29 protein-coding genes are annotated in these 23,778 nt (G+C 35.0%); 6 read left to right on the top strand and 23 right to left on the bottom strand.

From position 1 onward, the window contains the following. Positions 1-6 precede the first annotated feature (6 nt). From A5866_RS12750 to A5866_RS12740, 3 genes are read left to right on the top strand one after another with little or no spacing between them, the layout of a single operon-like run. Positions 7-1,269, top strand: a complete 1,263-nt coding sequence (locus tag A5866_RS12750; protein WP_086445188.1) for an extracellular solute-binding protein — start codon at positions 7-9, stop codon at positions 1,267-1,269. 8 nt (positions 1,270-1,277) lie between these two features. Continuing rightward, entirely contained in the window at positions 1,278-2,150 is an 873-nt protein-coding gene (locus A5866_RS12745) for a carbohydrate ABC transporter permease (protein WP_086445189.1), read from the top strand. Positions 2,151-2,161: 11 nt separating this feature from the next. Then, a complete protein-coding gene (locus A5866_RS12740) occupies positions 2,162-2,992 on the top strand; it encodes a carbohydrate ABC transporter permease (protein ID WP_086445190.1) in 831 nt (276 codons plus the stop codon). A 123-nt stretch (positions 2,993-3,115) separates the two neighbouring features. Here the strand turns inward: A5866_RS12740 and A5866_RS12735 are convergent, their stop codons facing one another. Both A5866_RS12735 and A5866_RS12730 read right to left on the bottom strand, forming a co-directional pair. After that, positions 3,116-4,324 carry a TPM domain-containing protein gene (locus A5866_RS12735; RefSeq protein WP_086277151.1) on the bottom strand — a complete coding sequence of 403 codons (1,209 nt, stop codon included), beginning with the start codon at positions 4,322-4,324 and terminating at the stop codon, positions 3,116-3,118. Between the two features lie 1,241 nt (positions 4,325-5,565). Continuing rightward, on the bottom strand, positions 5,566-5,949 hold the full coding sequence (locus A5866_RS12730; protein ID WP_254907220.1) for a DoxX family protein: 384 nt from the start codon (positions 5,947-5,949) through the stop codon (positions 5,566-5,568). A gap of 505 nt (positions 5,950-6,454) precedes the next feature. Between A5866_RS12730 and A5866_RS12725 the strand changes: the two genes are divergently transcribed. Further along, positions 6,455-6,808, top strand: a complete 354-nt coding sequence (locus A5866_RS12725) for a winged helix-turn-helix transcriptional regulator (RefSeq protein ID WP_086277159.1) — start codon at positions 6,455-6,457, stop codon at positions 6,806-6,808. A gap of 886 nt (positions 6,809-7,694) precedes the next feature. On the opposite strand, the gene A5866_RS12720 is transcribed toward A5866_RS12725, so the two are convergent. The 12 genes from A5866_RS12720 to rlmH form a co-directional block, all read right to left on the bottom strand. Then, positions 7,695-7,817: a hypothetical protein gene (locus A5866_RS12720; protein WP_339099685.1), complete on the bottom strand. Its 123-nt coding sequence runs from the start codon at positions 7,815-7,817 to the stop codon at positions 7,695-7,697. Between the two features lie 448 nt (positions 7,818-8,265). Next, a complete protein-coding gene (locus A5866_RS12715) occupies positions 8,266-8,565 on the bottom strand; it encodes a hypothetical protein (RefSeq protein WP_339099684.1) in 300 nt (99 codons plus the stop codon). A gap of 15 nt (positions 8,566-8,580) precedes the next feature. Further along, positions 8,581-8,880: a hypothetical protein gene (locus A5866_RS12710; RefSeq protein ID WP_339099683.1), complete on the bottom strand. Its 300-nt coding sequence runs from the start codon at positions 8,878-8,880 to the stop codon at positions 8,581-8,583. Between the two features lie 2 nt (positions 8,881-8,882). Beyond that, the gene (locus tag A5866_RS12705; RefSeq protein ID WP_176332598.1) at positions 8,883-9,020 is read right to left on the bottom strand and encodes a hypothetical protein; all 138 of its coding nucleotides are present in this window, start codon (positions 9,018-9,020) and stop codon (positions 8,883-8,885) included. 88 nt (positions 9,021-9,108) lie between these two features. Further along, a complete protein-coding gene (locus tag A5866_RS12700; protein WP_086445192.1) occupies positions 9,109-9,549 on the bottom strand; it encodes a hypothetical protein in 441 nt (146 codons plus the stop codon). 507 nt (positions 9,550-10,056) lie between these two features. After that, entirely contained in the window at positions 10,057-10,440 is a 384-nt protein-coding gene (locus tag A5866_RS12695; RefSeq protein ID WP_086445193.1) for a hypothetical protein, read from the bottom strand. 9 nt (positions 10,441-10,449) lie between these two features. Then, complete coding sequence (locus tag A5866_RS17090) at positions 10,450-10,740, bottom strand: deaminase domain-containing protein (RefSeq protein WP_217871595.1); 291 nt, start codon at positions 10,738-10,740, stop codon at positions 10,450-10,452. Then, positions 10,692-11,954, bottom strand: coding sequence for a pre-toxin TG domain-containing protein (locus A5866_RS12690; RefSeq protein ID WP_217871597.1), 1,263 nt, complete (start codon positions 11,952-11,954; stop codon positions 10,692-10,694). Before A5866_RS12690 ends, A5866_RS17090 begins: the two co-directional genes overlap by 49 nt. Next, entirely contained in the window at positions 11,941-12,309 is a 369-nt protein-coding gene (locus A5866_RS12685; RefSeq protein WP_086445194.1) for a hypothetical protein, read from the bottom strand. The genes A5866_RS12690 and A5866_RS12685 overlap by 14 nt, the downstream gene beginning before the upstream one ends. After that, on the bottom strand, positions 12,302-12,574 hold the full coding sequence (locus A5866_RS12680; RefSeq protein WP_086445195.1) for a hypothetical protein: 273 nt from the start codon (positions 12,572-12,574) through the stop codon (positions 12,302-12,304). Before A5866_RS12680 ends, A5866_RS12685 begins: the two co-directional genes overlap by 8 nt. A gap of 233 nt (positions 12,575-12,807) precedes the next feature. Beyond that, a complete protein-coding gene (locus A5866_RS12675; RefSeq protein WP_086445196.1) occupies positions 12,808-13,221 on the bottom strand; it encodes a hypothetical protein in 414 nt (137 codons plus the stop codon). A gap of 82 nt (positions 13,222-13,303) precedes the next feature. Next, positions 13,304-13,783 (bottom strand): 23S rRNA (pseudouridine(1915)-N(3))-methyltransferase RlmH, encoded by a 480-nt coding sequence (gene rlmH / locus A5866_RS12670; RefSeq protein ID WP_086445197.1) that lies wholly within the window; start codon positions 13,781-13,783, stop codon positions 13,304-13,306. A gap of 422 nt (positions 13,784-14,205) precedes the next feature. On the opposite strand from rlmH, the gene A5866_RS12665 reads away from it, so the two are divergent. Continuing rightward, entirely contained in the window at positions 14,206-15,525 is a 1,320-nt protein-coding gene (locus A5866_RS12665; protein ID WP_086445198.1) for a S1C family serine protease, read from the top strand. Positions 15,526-15,598: 73 nt separating this feature from the next. Here A5866_RS12665 and ytpR read toward each other — a convergent pair whose 3' ends face one another. The 4 genes from ytpR to pepA form a co-directional block, all read right to left on the bottom strand. Next, positions 15,599-16,216 carry a YtpR family tRNA-binding protein gene (gene ytpR, locus A5866_RS12660; protein ID WP_086445199.1) on the bottom strand — a complete coding sequence of 206 codons (618 nt, stop codon included), beginning with the start codon at positions 16,214-16,216 and terminating at the stop codon, positions 15,599-15,601. Positions 16,217-16,394: 178 nt separating this feature from the next. After that, entirely contained in the window at positions 16,395-16,856 is a 462-nt protein-coding gene (locus tag A5866_RS12655; RefSeq protein ID WP_086277230.1) for a universal stress protein, read from the bottom strand. A gap of 61 nt (positions 16,857-16,917) precedes the next feature. Further along, positions 16,918-17,232 carry a thioredoxin family protein gene (locus A5866_RS12650; RefSeq protein WP_086277232.1) on the bottom strand — a complete coding sequence of 105 codons (315 nt, stop codon included), beginning with the start codon at positions 17,230-17,232 and terminating at the stop codon, positions 16,918-16,920. 10 nt (positions 17,233-17,242) lie between these two features. After that, positions 17,243-18,319: a glutamyl aminopeptidase gene (gene pepA, locus A5866_RS12645; protein ID WP_086279650.1), complete on the bottom strand. Its 1,077-nt coding sequence runs from the start codon at positions 18,317-18,319 to the stop codon at positions 17,243-17,245. Positions 18,320-18,559: 240 nt separating this feature from the next. On the opposite strand from pepA, the gene A5866_RS12640 reads away from it, so the two are divergent. Further along, positions 18,560-18,901 carry a peptidase gene (locus A5866_RS12640; protein ID WP_086277234.1) on the top strand — a complete coding sequence of 114 codons (342 nt, stop codon included), beginning with the start codon at positions 18,560-18,562 and terminating at the stop codon, positions 18,899-18,901. A gap of 60 nt (positions 18,902-18,961) precedes the next feature. Here A5866_RS12640 and A5866_RS12635 read toward each other — a convergent pair whose 3' ends face one another. From A5866_RS12635 to A5866_RS12615, 5 genes are all read right to left on the bottom strand, one after another. Continuing rightward, positions 18,962-19,594, bottom strand: a complete 633-nt coding sequence (locus tag A5866_RS12635) for a TMEM175 family protein (protein ID WP_086277235.1) — start codon at positions 19,592-19,594, stop codon at positions 18,962-18,964. Between the two features lie 424 nt (positions 19,595-20,018). Further along, positions 20,019-20,675, bottom strand: a complete 657-nt coding sequence (trmB, locus tag A5866_RS12630; protein WP_086277237.1) for a tRNA (guanosine(46)-N7)-methyltransferase TrmB — start codon at positions 20,673-20,675, stop codon at positions 20,019-20,021. A 128-nt stretch (positions 20,676-20,803) separates the two neighbouring features. Beyond that, a complete protein-coding gene (locus A5866_RS12625) occupies positions 20,804-21,583 on the bottom strand; it encodes a phosphotransferase family protein (protein WP_086277240.1) in 780 nt (259 codons plus the stop codon). Positions 21,584-21,693: 110 nt separating this feature from the next. Then, on the bottom strand, positions 21,694-22,557 hold the full coding sequence (gene dat, locus A5866_RS12620; protein ID WP_086445200.1) for a D-amino-acid transaminase: 864 nt from the start codon (positions 22,555-22,557) through the stop codon (positions 21,694-21,696). A gap of 2 nt (positions 22,558-22,559) precedes the next feature. Further along, positions 22,560-23,777: an ABC transporter permease gene (locus A5866_RS12615; protein WP_086445201.1), complete on the bottom strand. Its 1,218-nt coding sequence runs from the start codon at positions 23,775-23,777 to the stop codon at positions 22,560-22,562. Position 23,778: the final 1 nt, after the last annotated feature.

Here is a 23,778-nt window from a genome sequence, read left to right as displayed (position 1 = left end):
AGAAAAATGAAGCTATCCAAAACTAAATGGCTACTAGCAACTGGGCTAGTCTTTGGACTATTTAGCCTAATCGCTTGCGATAATTCTAAAACGGGTACTAGCGACAAGGTCACCATCGAATATTTTAACCAAAAAAAAGAAATGTCCCAAGTTATTCAAGACATTGCAAAAGATTTTGAAGCAGAGAACCCAAAAATTCATGTTGACGTCATTGATGTCCCTAATGCTGGTGAGGTCATCAAAACTCGTGTGTTGGCAGGCGATGTTCCTGATGTGATCAACCTCTATCCTCAAAGTATCGAGTTGCGGGAATGGGCTCAAGCTGGTTATCTGGAAGATCTGACTAATGAGCCTTATCTAGAAAATATCAAAAATGATTATGCCAAACGCTTTGCTGTCAACGATAAAGTCTACAGTCTTCCTTTAACTGCTAATGTTTATGGTTTTTATTACAATAAAACGGCTTTCGATCAAATGAACTTGAGCGCCCCAAAAACGTGGTCAGACTTTCAAAATTTAACTGCTACTATTGAAAAACAAGGCAAAGTCCCTTTTGCAATTGCAGGTGCTGAAGGCTGGACCTTAAACGGTTATCACCAATTAGCCTTAGCAACAGTTGCTGGTGGTGGAAAAGAAGCAAATGACATCTGGCGTTTTTCAAAAGTTAACGGCATCTCCGCAGATGCTCCTAACATGAAAAATGATTTCAACCGACTGGAGTTATTAAGACAATCAGGTGCAATGCAACAAAACTGGCAAGGTGCTGGCTATAACGACACTGTTGTAACATTTACTAAAGGTGATGCTTTGATCATGCCAAACGGATCATGGGCAATGCCCATGATCAATTCCCAAAACCCTGACTTTGAAGTAGCGACTTTTCCTTTTCCAGCTGATAAGGAAGGTAAAAGTTTGACGATTGGTGCTGGTGATTTAGCCTTGTCGATCTCAGCGACTTCTGATCATAAAAAAGAGGCACGACAATTTATCAAATACATGACCACGCCAAAAGCAATGCAAAAATATTATGATGTAGATGGTTCTCCTTGTGCTGTAAAAGGTGTTATTGAACATAATACTGATTCCCCATTGAGTGGTTTAACAGAGTTAGCTTTTACTGATCGTCATTTAGTTTGGCTAGCGAAAGATTGGAACAGTGAAAATGATTTCTATACCTTAACTACAAATTATTTACACAATGGCAACAAAAAGATGATGGTTGATGCACTAAATGCTTTTTTCAATCCAATGAAAGCAGATGGAAAGTAGGGAGTTTTATGAAAATAAAGGACATTTTAAATCGTTATTGGGCAGTAATTTTCGTGGTGATTCCGATTATTTTACAAATCATCTTCTTTTATTTCCCGATGATTCAAGGAGCATTTTATAGCTTGACCAACTGGACTGGACTGACTTATAACTTTGAGTTTGTCGGATTAAACAATTACAAAATTCTTTTTTCAGATCCAAAATTTATTAAATCAATTGGGTTTACTCTCATTGTGACAATCTGTATGATTGTTGGCCAAATTGTTTTTGGAATTCTGATTGCTCGTGCCTTAAATAGCAAAATTAAAGGGCAAACATTTTTCAGAGCTTGGTTCTTTTTTCCCGCTGTTTTGTCTGGTATTGTGGTTTCTTTAGTCTTTAAACAAATTTTTAATTATGGTTTACCAACGATTGGTAAGACCTTAGGAATTGAATGGCTTCAAACTAGCTTTTTAGGAACTACTTGGGGTGCAATATTTGCGGTAATTTTTGTCCTTCTTTGGCAAGGAATTGCGATGCCAGTGATTATTTTCTTAGCAGGTTTTCAAAGTATTCCTCAGGAAATTATCGAAGCGGGGCATATGGATGGTGCCAACAATAAACAGATTTTCTGGAATATTGAACTCATCTACCTTTTACCAAGCCTTTCAATGGTCTTTATCATGGCGCTAAAAAGCGGATTGACAGCTTTCGACCAAATTTTCGCTTTAACAGGTGGCGGTCCAAATGATGCAACGACGTCTCTCGGATTACTTGTATATAATTATGCTTTTAAAAATAATCAATTTGGGTATGCAAATGCAATCGCCCTTGTCCTATTTATCTTGATCGCTATTATTTCGTTGGCTCAACTGAAGCTGTCGAAGAAATTTGAACTCTAGGAGGTTCTAAAATGAAAACATCGAAAGAAAAAAATGGTTCAAAATATTTGTTCTTGTTGTTAGGAGGTTTTTTGATTTTAGTGCCTTTATTAGCAACCCTTTTCAGTTCATTCAAAACCACACCCGACATCATGAACAATTTTTTTAGTTTGCCAAATCCGGCAACTCTTGATAATTTCAAACGACTCTTAAAAGATGGCATTGGTCATCATTTTCTAAACTCAGCACTCATCACACTGCTCTCCATAATTGTCGTCACGGCAATTATTCCAATGGCTGCCTATTCATTGGCACGTAAAATGTCCAAAAGTAAAGCTTATGCTTTGATGTATTTCTTTTTAATCTTAGGAATTTTCGTCCCTTTTCAAGTCATCATGATTCCGATCACCGTTATGATGAGCCGCATTGGATTAGCCAATATGTGGGGATTGATTTTACTCTATTTAACGTATGCAATCCCTCAAACCTTGTTTTTATATGTAGGATTCATTAAATTAAATATTCCAATCAGCTTAGATGAAGCTGCTGAAATTGACGGTGCCAGCCGATTTACGACATATTTTAAAATTATTTTTCCTATGCTGAAACCAATGCATGCGACAGTGATTATTATCAATGCATTATGGTTCTGGAATGATTTCATGTTACCGTTACTTATTTTGAATCGTGATTCCAAGATGTGGACCTTGCCTTTATTCCAGTACAATTATACAGGTCAATACTTCAATGATTATGGCCCAAGTTTTGCTTCTTATACAATTGGTATTATCACTATCACGCTAGTCTATCTGGTTTTCCAAAGAAACATTATTGCAGGTATGAGCAATGGCGCTGTAAAATAATTGAAAAAGAGATTTTCTTTCTGAGTGGAATGAATATATATCAAATCGTAAAGTATCCCTATGTAATACCGCTACTATTGCATAGGAATACTTCACGCTTTAAAAGTTGTCACTTGCTACCTGTCACCACCCACCAGAAGCCCCTCCACCTCCAGATGAACCTCCGCCAAATGAATCGCTTGAAGAACCACTATCACTAGAAGAAGAACTATATGAAGCATAATCTCGTGTAATTAAGTAACCACCAGAATCATATAAACGATTTCCTACTAAAATAGTTGTCCCTTTACGCTTAGCACTTGGATGCTTCGACATGACTTGCCCAGTACTGATCATTTTTTTAAGACCACGAATAGTGAAAATAAAAATAGGAGCTGACAGGTACAAATAATAGATCTCTTTATCTAATAATTGATTCATTCTTTGCTTTAATTTCTTCGCTTGTATCACAAAAAAGGCTCCATTTAACAGGCAAATAAAAATAGAAACAACAAGAACAATAATTGCGGCTTTCGCATTACTTAATCGTTCTTTGGCATCCTCTATTTTCAAATCATATTCAGGCGTAATAGAACCAATTTGGGTGTATAGCTGATCTATGATACGATTAACGCCTTGATCATACGCTTTATCTTTAAAATCAGCTACCGTATCTTCATCATCAAGAATTGAACCAGCCTTTGCGTCTGACACTATAGTTTCTAACCCATAGCCTACCTCTATTCTAGTTTTACGATCATCAATTGACATCACATACAAAACACCATTATTTTTATCAGCTTGTCCAATCCCTAGTTGATTAAAGACCTCTGATGCAAAAGTCTCGATGGTCGTATATTCGGGTAACGATTGAACTGTTACAATCATGAATTGTTGTCCGTCGTTAAACTGAGAAAATTCTTTATTTATCTGATAAATTTTCTTTTTGGTATCATTTTTTAGCACTTTTGCATTATCTGAAACAAATATGTTATTGCGGTCAATAACTATTTCTTGACCATCCACTTCTACAATATAATTATCTTCATTGTTTGACCATCCACTTGTTAAACCAGCTTGCGTTTGTTCAAATTTTTTCAATTGGTCATCCGTTGCCGAGTGCTGAATTTTTTCTCTAAGTGCCAAACGTTCTTCTGTTAGCTCGTTTATTTGCTTTTTTGAGTCATTATAATCTGATATAGCTAACAACACTAATAAAAATAGTAGTATAGAAAATATAATCCCTATAACTAAGCTGAAACAAGCAATAACATATCCTATACTAAATCGTTTTTTATAGCGCTTATACCAATTTAACGAAACCGAACGTTGTTCCTTTTTCACTTTTTTCATTTACTTCCCCCTATAGATTCCTATCTATGATACGATTTTGCGTACCGCACGTAAATAATATTTGGAAAATTTACTACCACAGATTACGCTATATTTGGTCGATGAAGTTTATAAAAAATAGTACTTTTTCTTAAGTATCAAAAAGGGCTGCCCTACATTTATGTATATCTTTCATAATAATTTTTAGCCTTTTACTGATATACCTACAAAATAACAGTATAGAACATTGACTCTGACGAGGACATCAATTTCAACACCTCTAATAATACTTACATTTTCGATTGATAGCTAAATAAAGACCCACCAAATTATTCATAAACGCCAATTGAACAAGCAAATGGACAGTATCTGACGAGTCAATGAAATCATTCTATACAGACAGCGTTTCTTTGGCTCCCTCTACATCATTAATCATCAATCAATGTTGAATTCTATTATAATGTAAGTCTTCTATTTCTTAATAGTACAATTTACTGTTACATTCTTTGTATTTTTTTGTTTAAATAGAATGCGTTTGTAAAGCTGCTATACCTCATTCTCGCCATTTTCAGAAATCCAAAGTAAGATTAGTTTACTCAATCCATTAATTACTGTATACAGTAATTATAATTGCTTATCCTTTCGATTACCATGATGTATTTAAAAACCTGAATTTTTGAGGAATAAACATGAATAAAATATAGTTTAAATTCCTTGGCCTTTTACTGGGTTTGACCACAATAATCCGCTTATTTTCCGCTGTTAGTATGGCTTAGAAAACGGATGATGCTGGAATTATTTTATTTCAAATAGCTGTATTTTTTCTTTCACCATTCTACTTTCCCTTTATCTGAACAAAGTTGAGACTTATTTTATTAGTTCAAAACTGACAATAACATGGTCTGATAACTACAATCTTCTATACCCCAGATATTTTCAATTTGGATACCTGGCATTGCTCCATTTCTTGTAAAGGTATAATAGTCAATAAAAAATAACTCTTCCTATCGATGAAGTCATTCCACTAAATCACGATCCTTATCAAGATTAAATTCAAAAATTGCAGATACTCTAATAAGAGATTTTCTGGTTTTTTCTTTGGATTGCTTCCTAGCAAAACAGTTGGATAGAAAAAGAAACGTCTCAAACATTTTTTTCCTTAGATAGATTCCTCTTATAGACATAAAAATAGACCAATCCTTCTATGAATGATTGGTCTTCATGAATATAATATATTAAATAAAAGTTAGTTTGATTCAATTTTAGTTTAGTACAGGATACAAATTAATAATTTTCTTATTCCAGTGCGTAAGTATCATTGAAATACTTAGTACAATTATAATCACTTCTAATTCAATGCCCCCTACATAGCCTCTTTGAAATCCAAGTAAAACCATCGCCGTACCAATCTCAATAATGAAGCCCACAGCAACTATGGGAACAAGTACCCCAATAATCATCAAAATACCACCTACTATTTCAAGCAGTATCACTAACCAAGTCATTATTGACGGGATACCTAAACTAGAAAAAAATCCTATTGTTGCATTTAAATCTGTAATTTTAGATACTCCATGTATTCCCATTGTAAAACCTAGCATGATTCTTACTAATAAAATCCCAACTTCTGAATATCGTTTAGCCAATGTCATTCCTCCAAAATGTTATTTAGATGCTCACTTTATTGTATAATAAAAAAATAGCTTTTAACCTGTTTACTTTGCTCCAAATAGAATTACCTATTTTCGAGCTTACTGATTTATATGCGTCTAAGAAATCAGACCATATTGAAATTGTTGAGTCTATGCTGAATCAGTGTAGAAACTTCCAGCTTCACCCAAAACTAGTAACCGGATTTTGCTTCTATACAAACTATCATTTAGGTGATGTACTCTCGTATTATGTTGAGAAAGAGTTTCTAATACCCAGGTACCAAAATCATTCGCTACGACATCAAATTTCTGTAAATCTCCCATTAGTAATTTGCCATTTCTCACTTGAACCCATCACTACCACTCTTATAATAAAACCTCCCATTCTTTAAATTAATTTTTGTAAATCTATGCTATAATTATATTACGTACATTTCAAAAAACAAGTACGTTTTTTTATAATAGTTACTATCTTTTTAGGTAGTTAGGAGGAAAATTAATGGCTAAAGTTCAAGATTTATATGGTGTTTGTCCTTATTTTACTAGTCAAAAAATTTTATCAGGCAAGTGGGCTATCCTAATTCTACATCACTTAGACGGTGAAACACTACGTTTCAGTGAACTAGAAAAACGTCTAGGAAAAATAACACAAAGTACACTTACAAAACAGTTGAGAGCACTTGAAGAAAATAATTTAATTAACAGAAAGGTATACAATCAAGTACCTCCAAAAGTAGAATACTCATTAAGCGAATTAGGCATTCTATTTAAACCTGTACTAGCTAGTTTAGCGATTTGGGGAAATTCATATATTGACTATCTAAATAAAGAAAAAAGTAATCAGAATAGCTAAAACTTTTTTCTTAGCTTTGTTAGTATACTAATACTTTATGTGGACTACTGTTCAGTTCCGAAAATTTTCCACTTAGTTATCTTAAAGCCTTATAGATTAAACGAATTAACTAGTCATTCAGTATGACATTTATCAATAATTCTCTTGAAAATAGTCTCTTTTTTGTATCGACAAATTCCACCGCATCATTTTTATCTTGTAATTTTAAACTAAGAATATCGTTGCATCAGCATTTATATACAAAAAAATTCATTTGTGATTCGGTTCTGTGTGTCAGAAAGGGATACTATTTAGTCAGTCCTAATCATCTTAACAGTATAAATGCTTGGTACATAAATTCTTATACAATTCACTTATTTTACAGTTGGAAAGTTGACTTTAACTTTTTAATTTATAAATAAGTTGGTAAAAATCCTTAAATAAAATTTCGTACAGTGTAAATTTCCGACTATTACAACCATCTCAATTTGACTTTATTTCATCGACTGCTTTCTCATTTATAGTTGAAAAAATTTTTAAAGGTTAGTTGGTATTCCAATCTTTTATACATTTTTAAAGTCATACCAGATGGATGTATTATCAAAAAATTTGTTATGAAACAAGTTAGTGCCTAATTATTGGTTCCTATGTGAATAACTTGAATAGCCGTTGGTTCATTTTTTACGTGTAAACCAGCGACCACCAAATGTTCTCGGTCTTTTGTTTCAATAAACGGGGCGAATAACTCGTAAACTGCTTGTGGGCTAGTACAGGATCTAGCGGCGTAAAAAGTGGAGGCTTCTTTCACCAGTTCAAGACTGACAATAGCTACACGTTTTCTTGATTGATTTGTTTTTATGTTTTTCTCCTTTTTGATTGTTATAGTTGGTTCTTAGAAAAATGCCAGTTAATAATCTTCTGGTAATAACATGGTTTGATGACTACCATCATCAATCGCCCATAATTTTTTGATTGGCGCATCTGGTAGCGCTCCCTTCATGATGTAACGATTTTCTTTGTTATCAAACATTTTATTCCCTCCTTGAAACACAAAATAGACCAACCGTCATTAAGGTGGTTGATCTTCATAGATATGATATATAATTATTTTTTGATACAATACAATTAGTTATTAGTAACATGATTAAATATTTTGGTTAAGAAAACATTTTGATGTAAAAAACTTTCTCATAATATCATCGAAAAACAGCTAAGTAACTCTTGTAGATCCCTGTGTTCTTCAAAATGATTATTAATTTCTTAGGAAAATTTTCTTGAATACTCTCTGTAATATATGATGTTTGGTTCAACACATATGCCATACCGTATGCAGAATTTTGCTCGCCTGTAACTCTAGAGTTTATCTAATGATTCAAATAGATATTACTTCACATATTTTTCATCATATTTTGAATAATCAGGTTGTTTCTTTCTGTTCATTGCATAGTTTAAATAAGGTTCTTTAGTATTAGGAATAATCATAATAGTAATGGTATCATCTTTTTTTCTGGGAAAATAATATGCACTCTCCCTACTCTCCCTTTTTCCATTTCAAAATATTTTTTGCCCCCAGTCGTACCTGAAGTGATTTGATTGACTTCTAGCTTCACATCATTTACGGTCATTGTCGTATCCGTGAGTGTCATTTCTGAAATTTCACCAGAGTCATTTTCTACGTGCCAAGTTCCTTTAATACTCTCAGAATTTTTACATGAAACAAGTAAGAAAAAAGTGATTACGTTTAATAATATCACGTAAAACATTTGTTTATTATTCATCATTTTCTTCCTCTTCTACTTTTCCCCCTCTATTTCTTGTTTTACTTCTTCATACCATGACATAAAGATGTCAGAACTATGAAGGTCATCAGTATTAGAATACATAGGATCATACTGGTATTTAGCTTTCAAACTATTTTCGTGCACATCATAGTACAATTTGAATTGTGTCAGTACTGGTTGTTCATATTTCTTGCAAACTTCTTCTATTTTTTGTAAATCTTCAGTCCTTATTAGCAGAACAGCCCATTTTCTATCGGAAGATATATCATATTCTTTTTCCCCTTCAATTATTGCAGAATTGACTTTATTCATGGTTACAATTCGACCATGGATTTGAAAGAATAAATTAAAGGAATACCCCCATTTTCAATAGAACCATATAAGTAAATTTTTTCTGCTCGATCTTCAATAAATTCTTTAGCGATATCAACCATATCTGCTTGTCGTTCCATAAATTTATCTTCAAATGTTTTTGTAATTACATTACTCCTATGCCCAATTTACGTTTTCTTCTTGATAATATTTCCGATATTTATTATGTTAGTTATAGTATTTCTGTTTTAGATGTTCTACTTTCTTGATATCAGTCCCGTACACCATTGTCCTGTAAAACATTCTTCCATCATTGGAATATGGTAGCTCTTCCTGATCAAATTTAATGTTCATTTTATTCAGTTCTTTAGCTAATACTTCTGAGGTATTCTTGTTCTCTGTAGCAGAAATACAATGGGTTCTAGCCCAATTACTTTTCTCTAATTTTGCAGCTAAGTAGCCAACTAGTTTTTTCTCAGTATTAAACTGTTTTTCTGGATATACCTGACCTCTTTCAGAATAAAATAGTTCAAGTTGTGAACCAACTCTTCTTACTCCATATCCTTCTGGATTTGTATTTTCACTCAGGTGAATTCCAAACTGATTATACCCACCATCATCTAACCATTGAAAAAATTCTTTTATTGTTACTGGATAATCTGTACTCAACCATGCCACACTCCTTTACATCTATAGTAACAAAAAATTGAACGATTTTAACCTGCTAAATTAAATAAAAAATAGCAACTACTCATAATCTCAAGATAATTGCTGTGATCATTGTATTCAGTTTTGATACCATATGATTTCATTAATCGATTTCTTTTGGCGATTGTTCGTTCACTCCCTTCGTGATGTATCGATTTCCTTTTTCTTTGAACATTTTATTTCCTCCTTCAAGCACAAAAATAGACCAATCACTCCTTACGAATGATTGGTCTTCATAGATATAATATATAATTATTTTTTTCTCCTAGTACGTCTTAATAACGTGTATTCTAGATAAAATATCTAATGGATGAAATAATTATTCCCTCTTTTTATGCAATTAAAATATGACTTACCTCAGACTACACTAGCCTCATTGACAACTTAAATAGTAAGTTTAGCTTACTAATCGAATTTTTACTATCCGATTACCATTATAGAATAATGCACCTTTTTATTATTCTATAATCAGTACTGCTCTAATAACATGTTAACTCTTAGCTTATATTCTTCATCTTTATCTATCTCAAATTTTTGATTGCTTAACAACTGATTCAAAGTACTTATATCTGAATCATAAACAGACTGTTCTTCTTCATTTAAACCATTAACCATTTTTAAACTTTCTTGCTTCTCTAATAGATAATCTGGTAAAAAATCTTGTCTTAAACTCAAAATCGAAAGATTTACCATCACTGATACATAAACTTTATGACTTTTTTTCATCATTAATACAGAATCTTCAAAAGTTGCGGCTACTGCTTGATTGGGGCTAAACCCTTCATCTTCAATAAAATCTTCATAGTCTTCTAAAGTTAATTCTTTTGCTTCTAAATAACTAATTTCACTCATTTTTTCCACCTACTTCGTAAATATATTAAGTTCTATATTTGGAAACTTTTTTCTAAACTCTAATATAACATTTGTACAGCTTTGGCAAGCTGGTAGTTCTGTATACAAATCTATCTTACCAGAAAGTTTTGGATCTTTGATTTTAGATGCTATATCCTCCAGAATTTTAACCTCAGTATCATTATACCTTGGGAACTTATCTATTGTATATGATTCGAAAATCCTATTTTCTGATGCAGGTGAGAAATTGCCTAAATCTGCACCTTTGCTACTTGGTCCGTGAATTTTACTATGTGCCATAAACTCGTCTGGCAAACCTTTATTTTAACATCAGCGACAGCCATATTTCCTTGATTTTTCAGCTTCGAATTTGGCATCCTATTCCTAATATTATCAATCCTGTTTTGGAAGTTCTCAACTTTTTGCGCTTTAGTAAATCCACCAGTTTTCTCAAGTTTACCTATCTTACCAACATCATCAAAATATCCAGCTTTATTTAAAATTTGTAGGTCCTTTGCGGTCAAATTAACGCCTGTTAATAAGCGATTCCCTGCTCGGAGTTCTCTTGCCGCACTGAGCATTTTTGCCTGTGGTAATAATAACAATGCTGTCCACAGACCTGCTTCTAATCGACTGGCTTGTTCCCCTGTCACTGGGTCTTTTCCATTAAACAGACGATACAAACTATAGAGCCCTGTCATTTCTCCAGCCATATCTCTCATTGTAATCCCTAATTCTTTCATACCTTCTTTCGATTGGGCATACATCAAATTAGTTAACGCTACTTCACTATACTTTCCATTAATGTATACTTTCAAACCATACCCATATTTATCGGTCTTCACTATTTCAATTCGCTGTGATGGACAAGAGTCATTGTAGGTCTTCAGATTAGTATACCAGTTTTTTGTTTTTAAATCTGAATACGTATAGGTTCCTGTTGCGGCAATAAAGGATTTACTTTTCCCTAGATCGCTCAATGCCGAGATCAAATCACCTCCAGTTGAAACAATCGCTGAAAAATCACCTGCATGACTATTTTCAAATGCTTCGTATTTCTCTAGTAAGTCAATTTTCTTTTGCGTCTCACCAAGTTGAAAATCCTTTGCCATCACACCATAACCGCCGATGATTTCTAAAGCAATATTTCCAGCTATTTTATTTAGAAGATCTTGTTTTTCTCGTTGAATCCGATTTAACTTTTCTTGAAGCTCTCGTAATTCTTCTGTGTCTAATGTTTTACCTGTTTCCCCAACTTCTCCTTCAAAACTTGCTAAAAAGGCTGTGTAGGTTTCACCAAAATCACAATGATAATTATATAAGGCTTTTGTGACAACGGAATAGGGCGATAATGCTTGCTTAGCGGAATCCCAACCAGGACCTGTTAATGCACTTGTGGCTGTAAATTGCGCGATGTTTGTTTCAACTGTAGAAAAACTAGATAAACACGCAACTCGATCGGATTGAGAACTGGTAAAAACCCTTTGAAATTCGGAATAATTAAATTTCGTCATCGTTTACTTCCACCTGCTTCTTTGTTTCATAATAAGCAGCGTTGAGGTGATCTTCTCTGTCGTAAAGTTCTTTTTCTTTTTGCTCAAATCCTTCTTCAATTGAATCAAATGCTTGAGAAGCGGCTCGTTGTTCTTCTTCAAAATACATTAATTCTTGCGTGGCATGATTCATCGATTCTGTTCCCAGACTGAGATAGGCCACTTCTTCTAATATGGATTGTTCTTCTTTTTGTAAATATGCCCAGTGTTCTTGGTATTCTTCCCACAGATTTTTCTTTTTATGAATGGAAAGTTTTTCATCTTCTAATGCAGATAACTGATTGGATACTTCGATCACACTTTTCTTCTTATCCATGCGTCACCACGTCCACCATCGATTGATTGGCCGCCTCATATGTATTACTAATGGATAAAAGATTGTCTGCATCAGCTTTCAAACTGCTCTCGAACGTACTCATAAGTGTTTTTGTTTGTGTAAGAATAGTATTAATATCTTTTGATACAGCACCATCTGATATAGACAATGCTTCACTACTACCAGAATAAGCATTCATGAATGGCATCACAAGCCCACTAGCAAATGCACTGGCTTGTTGCGGATCATTTTTTGTTTCTGACATTGAAGAACTCCTCCTATTAGTTTACTCTCTTATTATTTTTCAATAAGTATAGTTTAAAAAAAAAGAGTAAGAATACAGACCATTTAGTAAAAAGTAATCTTTGTACTTTTTATAAATAGTTTCTCATAATATAAAGATATTCAACTTAATGCTTTTTATTGATTGAACAAGAACTAATAATAAAACAACAAATAACAATAATCTTCTTCTCTTTACTACCAAATTATAATTTCTTAAAAATAATCCAGCACACTCTCTTTAGATACAAAAAAGACTTTTATCCCTAATTTTTTAAGCAGTGCTTGTATCTCATTAATTTGTTTCTTATGCGTAGCATTATTAGGCAAAGCAATAGCAGAAATAGTATCTTTACATTCTTGGTTTAAAACTTTTAGTGCAGCAACTACTGCTTTTCCAATATGATTTTTTACTTGATTATCATTGAACGGCTTACCATACCTAGCAGAACCTTTCATTGAAGACGTTGCTCCTTTAGCTTCAATACAGATTTTGTTTCCATTTTTAAATGCTTCAATGTCAATTCCTGTTTGTGTTGTAGTTGCGTATCTTTCTACTGTGTATCCTTGACTATTTAAATACCGCATCATAATTTCAACTACTTCATTTTCGTTTAATAATTCATCCATTTACCTTAACCTGTTCTCTTCCCAACCTATATCTATCAACTTAAAAGAGCATTAGATCAGTATTATCTTTGCAAAAATACCCCTACTTATGATATGGTTCCCCCCGCATAATCCGAAATCCACGATAAATCTGCTCAACCAAAACCAGCCGCATCAACTGATGTGGATAAGTCAGCTTTCCAAATGACATCTGTTGCTGACTTCTTTTCAACACCTGATCACTTAATCCCAGCGAACCACCAATCACAAACGCTAATTGGCTCTTACCGTTGATCCCAAGTTGCTCGATCTCTTTGGAAAATTCTTCACTGCTAAACTGTTTCCCATTGATAGCTAAAACAAAAACATAATCTTGATGATTGATTTTCGCTAAGATTCGTTCGCCCTCCTTCCCCTTGACCTGCAGCATCTCTGCTTCACTTAAATTCTCTGGTGCTTTTTCATCTGCTACTTCAATGATTTCTACTTTTGCATAACTTTGCAGTCGTTTTAAATACTCGTTTATTCCTTGAACCAGATATTTTTCTTTTAACTTACCCACAGTAATAATTTTTATTTTCAACAGATTCACGTCTCTTTCGATTTAATTCTTTCACTTGTTAACAATTTTATCATGAATGTTTTGACTCTTCCACATACTTTCCCACAAAGTTATGCACATATACACAGACTTATCCACAGGTTCATGTCGAATTATCCCTTATTTTACAGTATTTTAAGATGCAAACACTTATTCCCGTTTATTTATCCACATTATCCACATTTTGTGGATAACTTTTTCATAGGAGTTTTCCGTCATTTTTCAAGAGTTTTTCACACTTTACTGTGTATAAGTATTCCGATAAAAACATTTTTCATTATTTGTATCTGTTTTTCTCCCTATCTTGTTCATAAAAAATTCAAAGCTCTTGGGTAGACTAAAGGTGTCTTGAAAGACTATACTAAATATAATAAATAATGATAATTAATTAGGAGGTTGCTTGTATGCAAAAGAAAGACGTTACACCTGATTCAGATAAAAAGCAAAATGGTTTATTCAAAAAATTTGGGATTGGTTTAGTTGGAGGCTTGCTCGGAGGAGCACTGGCTTTTGGTGGTGCTTATGCTATCATGGGTCAAAATTCCCCTTCATCTAATTCCTCTACAACGACTAGCACTGTAAAAGATAACAAAGGGGATACGAAAGTTACTAATGTCAGTTTGGATGTCAATAGTGACGTTACCAAAGCTGTTGATAAAGTAAAAAATTCTGTGGTTTCAGTCATCAACTTGCAAAGCTCTAGCCAAAATAGCGATGCTAGCGGTTTTGGCAATATCTTTGGCGGAAATGACGGTAGTGACTCTAATAACGCCGAGTCTGATGGCAGTGATTTACAGGCTGCTAGTGAAGGTAGTGGTGTAATCTACAAAAAAGATGGCAAAACTGCTTATGTCGTGACGAATAATCACGTAGTGGATCAAGCAAAAGGCTTAGAAGTTGTTTTACACGATGGCACTAAAGTGGAAGGCGAATTAGTCGGGACAGATTCATATACTGACCTTGCTGTAATCAAAATTTCTTCTGATAAAGTAGATTCAATTGCTGAATTTGGTAATTCTGATAACTTAAAAATCGGAGAACCTGCTTTAGCGATCGGTTCTCCATTAGGATCAGCTTATGCTAACTCAGTAACACAAGGGATCATTTCATCAGTAAATAGAAATATCCAAAACGAAAATAATGGGCAAGCGATTAATATCAATGCCATTCAAACAGATGCTGCAATCAACCCTGGTAACTCAGGTGGTCCTTTAGTCAACATTGAAGGTCAAGTAATCGGAATCAACTCTGTTAAAATCGTTCAATCAGAAAGCCAAGTGAGCGTTGAAGGAATGGGCTTTGCGATTCCAAGTAACGATGTAGTAAATATCATCAATCAATTAGAAAAAGATGGAAAAGTCACTCGGCCAGCCTTAGGCATTACAATGGAGGAATTGACCAACGTTTCAACACAACAAAGAAAAGAAATCTTGAAGCTTCCTGATACTGTTCAAATGGGCGTACTTGTCCGTTCTGTTCAAACTGCTACTCCAGCAGACAAAGCAGGGATTCAACGATATGATGTTATTACGAAAATCGATGATAAAGAAATCACTTCTGTAACTGATTTACAAAGTACTCTTTACAAGAAAAAAGTGGGTGACAAGATGAAAGTTACTTTCTATCGTGATGGAAAAGAACAAAGTGTTACTGTTGATTTAACGATCGACCAATCAGCACTAAAACAAAATTCATCTAACTCAAACAATTCACAAAATCCGTAAATTGAACGAATCAAAAAATAAGCCGGTACTAAAACGAAAAAATCGTTTTAGTACCGGCTTTAAGCTTAATTATTTATTTTCCCACAGGAAAAGCTTCCCCAATCACCGCATCAAAAGGCAATTCTAAAATGCCTTTTTTCGCTGGTGCATCTGGCAAACGCAACTCTCCAGCTGAACAAATCATGCCAAAGCTTTCTACGCCACGTAAAACACCCGGCCAGATCATTAAACCATCTGGCATCATTGCTCCAGGTTTGGCAACAACAACCTTTTGTCCTGCTTTGATATTTGGCGCACCGCAAACAATCTGCAGCACTTCACCATTATCAACTTCTGTTTGAGTGATTGATAAATGATCAGAATCAGGATGTTTTTTACACGATTTTACAAAACCGACCACGATTTTTGGTTCATTATCCGTTACTAAGGTTTCAGAAAATCCTGCTTTAGCGAGCTCTTCATTCACTTTTGTTACCTGTTCTTTTGTCAACTCTATTTGGCCAATGCCTTCAATTTCGCCTAAAATCGTTGATGCATCAAAAATATTCCAAGCGACGACTTGCTCGCTATCTACCACATGTACCCGTGCAACATTCCCCTTACGTTCCACACGATTTTCTTGTCCTTTATCGTCAGCTACGATGACCATCAAGACATCGCCAACATGTTCCTTATTATAAGCAAAAATCATTTTTTCCACACTCCATTTTATCATTTTCCAAGATGCTCACGTATGATGCATGCTATCTTCTGTCCTATCTTAACAAAAAAACTGATTGCCTGCATGCTATTTTTTCTTATTAGTATTTCTCACAAAAAAAGTGGAGCAAAACGGTTACGCCTTGCTTCACCTTCTTTACATTAGACTTCTATTTTTTATTCGTCTCAGGATGAACAATCAACACATCACATGGCGCATGACGAATGATGTAGCTACTGACACTGCCAATCATTAGACGCTCCACTGCATTTAAGCCGGATTGACCCACCATGATCAAATCAACATCGTATTTCTTAGGTAAATCTCCACACATCACTTCTTTAGCTGAACCATACGTTACAATTGGCTCTACTTGAGTAAAATCAACACTTTTAGCATAGTCTTTACAGTCATCCAGTAATTCCTTGGCATTTTCTGTTTCTTGGTCTAACAAACTATCGTTCAAAGAGGAATAACCCATCATTGTATAGACTTTATTTTCTATAACATGAGCCACGATCACGCGACCATTATTTCTTTTTGCTACTTCAATTGCTTGTCGGTAGGCTAAATTCCCTTGCTCACTACCATCTATCCCAACTAAAATATTCTTATAGGTTTGTGTTAACATAGAACTCATCTCCCGATCATTTTTTATCGTTTGAATCGGCTAGCTATGGTCGATTTAAACATCAACTGATACTTTTTAAAAAGTTTGTGATTTCTTCTTTTGTTTTGCGATCCTTATTAACCAAACGACCTAACTCTTTCCCTTGATCCGTCACGACAAAACTTGGTATACCAAAAATGTTCCATTCAGAAGCTAGTTCCATAAACTTATCACGGTCTACTTCAATAAAACGAAATGCTGGAAAGGCTGCTTCGATTTCAGGCATTACTGGTTTGATAAACCGGCAATCCCCACACCAATCCGCAGTAAAGAAAAAGACGCTTTTTCCTTCAGATACAAAACTAGCTAATTCTTCATAAGACGTTGGAATAATCATAAACTATCCTCTACTTTCCGTAAATGATTGTATTAACAGTTGTTTTATCCAATCCTTTTAGGACTTGAATCAACATTTCGCGAGCCGCTTCAAAGTCTTTGATGTTAAACATCGTTTGATGCGTATGGATATAACGTCCGCAAACGCCGATCACAGTACTTGGTACGCCATTATTTGTTGTATGGGCAGCACCTGCATCAGTTCCACCTTTAGAAACAAAATATTGGTAAGGAATATTGTGAGTTGCTGCTGTATCTAATAAGTATTCACGTACACGAGGTAATGTGATCATACCTGGATCGTAAATCCGCAATAATGTTCCTTCCCCAAGATGACCGTAAGTGCCTTTTTTCGTTTGAATATCATCGGCTGCTGAACAATCAACTGCAAAGAATAAATCCGGATTAAATTTATGAACAGAAGGTTTAGAACCACGTAAGCCAACTTCTTCTTGAACATTAGCACCAGCAATTAATGTGTGGCCTAATTGTTCGTTTTGCAAAGCTTCTAATGCTTCTAAAACTAATGTACAACCATAGCGATTATCCCATGATTTACTGATGATATTTTTGCCATTGGCTGTTTTGATCGTTTCTGTTTGTGGAACGATTGAATCACCTGGGCGAACACCAAAACTTTCTGCTTCTTCTTTTGATTCAAAACCAGCATCAAATAACACATCTGTTACTTCTAATTGTTTTTGACCGCTTGTTCCACGTAATAAGTGCGGCGGAATAGAAGAAGAAATACATGGATAATTGCCTTTACTTGTTTTCAAGGTAAAACGTTGTGCTGATACTACATAAGGATTCCAGCCGCCTAAAGGAACAACTTGGAATAATCCGTTGTCTTTGATCTGTGTCAACATAAAGCCAACTTCGTCCATATGGGCTGCTACCATAACGCGTGGTGCATCTTGTTCTTTCGCTCTTTTAAGACCAAAAATCCCACCTAAACCATCATATTGAAGCTCGTCTACTAATGGGGCCATATTTTTTTTCATATACGCACGAATATCATCTTCAAATCCGCTTGTTCCTTGTAATTCTGTTAGTTCTTTGATGCGTTGAAATGTTTTTTCTTCCATTGTTGTATTATCTGCCAGTTGCCCTATCTAGGATCAACCATTCCTTTTTGCTAAAAAATAACATGATTTTAAAGCAAAGGCGGCAGATACTCCTTTCATATGATTTCACATTCATTATAACGCAAATTTTTTCAATTGCCCACGTTTTTTGTTTTTCGATATTTTCATACAATGTGTTAGAATAGAGCTAAAGCTAAAAAAATTTGGCGAACATTTGAAAATACGCGGAGGTTATTCCCCATGAATGAAGAAAATGAATTAAGCTATTTTAAAGGTGGCTTGGCAATCGGCGTTAGTCTAGGTATAGTGAGCGGGATTGCTTCAACTTTATGGTATCAGAAAAAACGAACAGTCGATGCTGATTTAGTTTTAGAAAATGTTAAAGACGCATTTTTAAAAGAAGGTCCAATCGAAGGTTCATGGATCGAATTTGAGAAAAAACCTTTACGAAAATTTGCAGTCCACTCAAAAACTTACACTGGTGGTATTTCACGTTTGGAAGACGGCGTTATGGTTCAATATGAATTCACTGCTGACGCTTTTACAGGAACTGTGATCGATGTAAAACGAGTTAAAGACTAAATAAAGAAAACAGTTGAACACCACTTGATAAAGGTGGATTTCAACTGTTCTTTTTTATCCCTATCTAAAATGCTTATGCCTACTATTCCTTCGACGCTTTGTCCATTGTTCATCCTCAAACTTCCCTTCAAAATTTGTTTTTAAGAAATAACTAATGATTGGTAAACCAATAAACAAAACTAATGCTAATTGCGGAATAAAATAACCCACACCCATTACCAAGAGGATCGCTAAATAATAGACCCGGTCACGGTTTTTATATAGTTTCTTGAAATAAAACGTCTCTTCAACAGGCTCTTTCGCCAAAGAGATCCCAGCCATAAACAAACCACTAAATGTAGCATTGATCAGCATCAGCAAGACACCATAAGCTAACATTGGCAGTTGTTTATCCCCAGATTCCATCGACCATTTCGTAAAAACAGGGATCAAAACCAGAGAAAAGAGAAAACATGTATTTCTAAAAACAAAGCGATCATTGATTTCTTCTACTTGTTCAAATAGTTTCCGATGATCATTCCAATAACCAGCGACTATAAAAAAACTAATCGCAAACGTTAGTACACTTTCAATAAACTGACGATACATACCATCGTGAGGAATCAATATTTCTAACGCTGCAATCGTAATGACGATCGCAATAACTGCATCACTAAATAATTCTACTCTTAACTTTCCATCAACTAATTTCATTCCACTCACTACCTTTTATAGTTTAATTCGACCGTTTTTTCAGACTTGTCAAGTGCATGCTAGGACCCTTTGGTCATTATTCTGTCGGTTCTTTTTGCAATATTCATAAATCAAAAACAAACAAGCTAACATAAAAATCCCTCCTCTGCATTGATTATTTTGATATGTCTCTAATTAATGTAGGTACCTTATGAAACGTAATTGTAAAGGTACCTACATTAATTGTCAACACAAATAAACAGGTACCTTCTATATTTGCAAAAAAAAATAAATGTCCAAGACATAACTCTACGAGTCATATCCCGGACACATGGAATCCAAATAAACGATGGGAGTAAACGGTCCTCTATGCTTCGAGGTTCGGAGTGAACCGAGAACCGTAGATACAGAAGCAGCTCCTTGCCAACCTCTTTGTCTTCTTAAATCATTTCGTTGTTTTTTCAGTTTGAAATCTTGCTTCTACACGATAAATCGGCTGACCTTTGGCTGAAAACTTTGCTTCGTATTCAGTCATGATATTTCCTTCGTAGTCGCTTGCATGTAAATCAAGCCAAACTTGTTCTAGAATCATGCCATATTTTGAAAAACTACTAAGCGAATACTCAAATAGTCCACGGTTATCTGTTTTAAAATGAATTTCGCCATTTGGTTTTAGAATGATTTCGTCTGTTGCTAAAAATGTTTTAAACGTTAGACGGCGTTTTTCATGACGTGTTTTTGGCCAAGGATCCGAAAAGTTTAAATAAATTTGATCCACTTCATTTTCAGCAAAGTATTGTGTTAGTTCTTCCCCGTTAACATGAAGTAATTGTAAATTGGGTAATTCTTCTTCCAACGCTTTTTCTAAAGCGATCGAAAGAACACTGAGTTGCATATCGATCCCAATATAATTGATTTCTGGATGTGCTTTTGCCATTCCTACCACAAATTGTCCCTTACCTGAACCGATTTCAATATGAATAGGGTGATCATTCCCAAAACGTTCTGTCCAATGGCCTTGCCATTTGGCTGGCTCATCAACCACTAGTTCAGGATGACTCGCTAAAAGTTCAGCCGCTCCATGTCTTTTTCTCATTCGCATGTTTTGTGTTTCCTTTCTTTAATAACAAATTTTAAGAGGGTAGAACAAAACGATAATCGCTTTGTGCTGCCCTCTATCTATTCAAGTAAATGATGAAAATAGAAGTTTATCCTCTTTTTCAATCCTTTTTAATACCCAAACGCTCGTTTTAACTTCAAAATTTCAGCATTCATTTCCCGTTTTTCTCCTGATTGGTGATGCCTAAGAATCTCTTGCAGGAAATTAAATAGCGCATACCACTTGATTCGCGTTAACGCTTCTTCGCTCGGACGCATACCATAAGCTAATAGCCATTTATTCCAGCTTGCCCGCGGAACGTAATGACCTAAAAGCATACCTAGATCTAAAGCTGGATCAGCAATCATTACCGAATCCCAATCAACTAAATACAAATAATTATTCGATACGATCCAATTTCGATGGTTCACATCACCATGGACGACCATATAATTATGAACAGAATAATTTGGTATATTTTCTTGCAGATAGTGATAGACTCTAGCAAGATACGAATTATTTTGAAGTTCTTTAGGCAATCTTTCGCCATATGCTTGAAGCATCATTGCGGGTGTCTGGATCTGACCGCCGATTTTCCCTAGCATGCTTTTTAGCATATGTGAATGGTGCAAATGATAAAGGACATCCACAACGTCATTTCTTTGACCGATTTCTTGGGCTTTAAGGACTTGACCATCTAGCCATTCTTGTGCTGTTAAAATATCGCCTGTGACTGTTCGTTTGGTCCAAACTAGCTTAGGGGCAATTCCTTCTTTAGACAATGCAGCCAAAAGAGGAGAAGTATTTCGTTTAATAAATACTCTTTCAGTCGCACGTATACCCATGAAAGTTTGGCCAGTTGCGCCTTTTATTGGCTGCAAGCGCCATTCCTTATCCAACTGAAATGCCATGGAAATTATCTCCTATCCTAACAACTTCTAATAATTATTTACAGTAAGTATCATTTTAGCTTCCATAGCGTACTTCGTCAAGCATCTCTCTTGTTCTTTTATCAGCAACTTTATTCCCCAACTGTTCCACATGTTGCATCAACACTAGCAATATAGGCTTCTAAGAGCTGTTTTGTTACTTTACCAGGTTTTCCTGTTCCAATAATATGATCATTTACTTTTACTACTGGAACAATTTCCGTCAATGATCCTGACACAAAACATTCGTCTGCTGTAAATAGTTCTTCTTCATAGACAGCTTCTTCTTTTACGGGAATGTTTAACTCTCTAGCTAGCTCTAGAATTTTTTTCTTCGTAATTCCTGGTAGAATCAAGTTTCCGTCAGGATGAGTATAAACCGTTCCGTCTTTGACTACCCAGAAATTGGCTGCTGAAGCTTCTGTCACTTTATCATCGCGAACTAGCACTGCATCATCAAAACCTTGGCGGCGGGCATCATCTAATGACAACACATTACCTAATAAGCTCAATGACTTGATATCACAATGTAACCAGCGGGTATCTGGAACAACCGCAACGGTAATCCCCTCTTCCATTTTTTGTAAAGGACGCTCATACGCTCTAATATTGGCCGTTAAGACACCTTTAACTTTTTCTGGATCTGGCAGCGCATGATTTCTTGGTGCATCAATGCCTCGTGTTACTTGAAAATACAACTTACCTTCTTTGATTCCTTCAATTTCAACTAATTTCTTTAAATTAATTGTCAATTCTTCTTTTGTAAACGGCAACTGCATTCTAATTTTTTCAGCACCGTCCCATAACCGATTTAAATGTTCTTCCATCATGTACAAATGCCCATTATAGACACGAACGACTTCATAGAGTCCGTCACCGTACTGATAACCACGATCTTCTATATCGATTTTTACTGCTCCACGTTCAACAATTTGATCATTCCATAAAATGTACATCATTAAACCTCCATTTTCTTCAAACGATAAGGGACATAAAACTTAGCAAATAGAATTACTTCCACAAGCAATGCACCAACAACCAATAAACCCTCTTTAAAATCAGGCAATGCTATCAACACAAATACACTAAATAAAATGGCTGCGGCTAACAACAAGACTGTTACCAGTTTACTGACCGCCTGTTTCTTTTGTTCATTTGGTACTGGGTACAAATGTGTCATCACCATATAATCAAACTGTGTATAGATCGGGATCAACTGAAAACCGATCAAATAGATAAATAGCACAGAAACCCCCATTGAGATCCAAAACTCTTTAAGGAAAAACAAAATCACTCCGCCCACTAATACTAAACGAATGAATAAGCCACTATATTCAGAGCCTCTTAGTAAACTACGAGCATACAAATATAAGTACGTATTTTGGCCAGTTTTTTTAATGTTGCTTAACAACGGATCAAAGAACTTCCGACGTTTGACACTGCTTGAAATTTCTGGTACATCTGTAAACAAATGGATAAATTGATAAATTCGATGCATGCGATTTTTTTCTTTTTGAACCATCTGTTCCCAATCTAGCGATACCGCCGTTTCTTTTTTATTCATTATAAGAAAGAACAACATCACCTGCACCAAGCCTGTTAGAAGACCTGCTAGTGGTAAGACATACAAACTAAGAGCAATCGCAACACCACTTGTGATCATCCAAATAGCAAACCATAATTGTGCTTCTTTAGTAGAAATCTGATACAATTCATATTTTTGCAGGCGTAAATGGCTAATTTTTAAAAGCCCCAACATCACAATAAAATAGAAAAATGTTGAAAAAGCCCAGCCTGTCGAAACGACCACTAACGGCATCGACATACCACCTAATAAAATCAAGGCGATCAGTGGCAACCAAATTGAATACCGCATCGCACGATTCAAATATTGATTCATCTCAGGTTCTTTCGGTAAAATAAACACTTTATCCGCCTCTTGTGCCAAGGTCGCAACACGACCAATCAGCAATAACACCAACCAAAAGATCACAATGATTGGTCTGCCCCAGACAAAATTTTCGGGTAGTGTTTTTAAAACTTGAGAATAGTAAAAGCCAAGTCCCCCCAATAAGAAGACGCAAACTAAAATAAAATGGTCATTAAACACATAACGCATATATTTCATCATTTTTTTCAGATGGCGTGCTAAACGAATGCCAAAAAATCCAGACATA

Source organism: Enterococcus sp. 12C11_DIV0727 (assembly GCF_002148425.2).
Taxonomy (GTDB): domain Bacteria; phylum Bacillota; class Bacilli; order Lactobacillales; family Enterococcaceae; genus Enterococcus_L; species Enterococcus_L lemimoniae.
The sequence above is the reverse complement of the archived record's forward strand: the minus strand, read 5'-3'. Positions and strand labels throughout refer to the sequence as shown.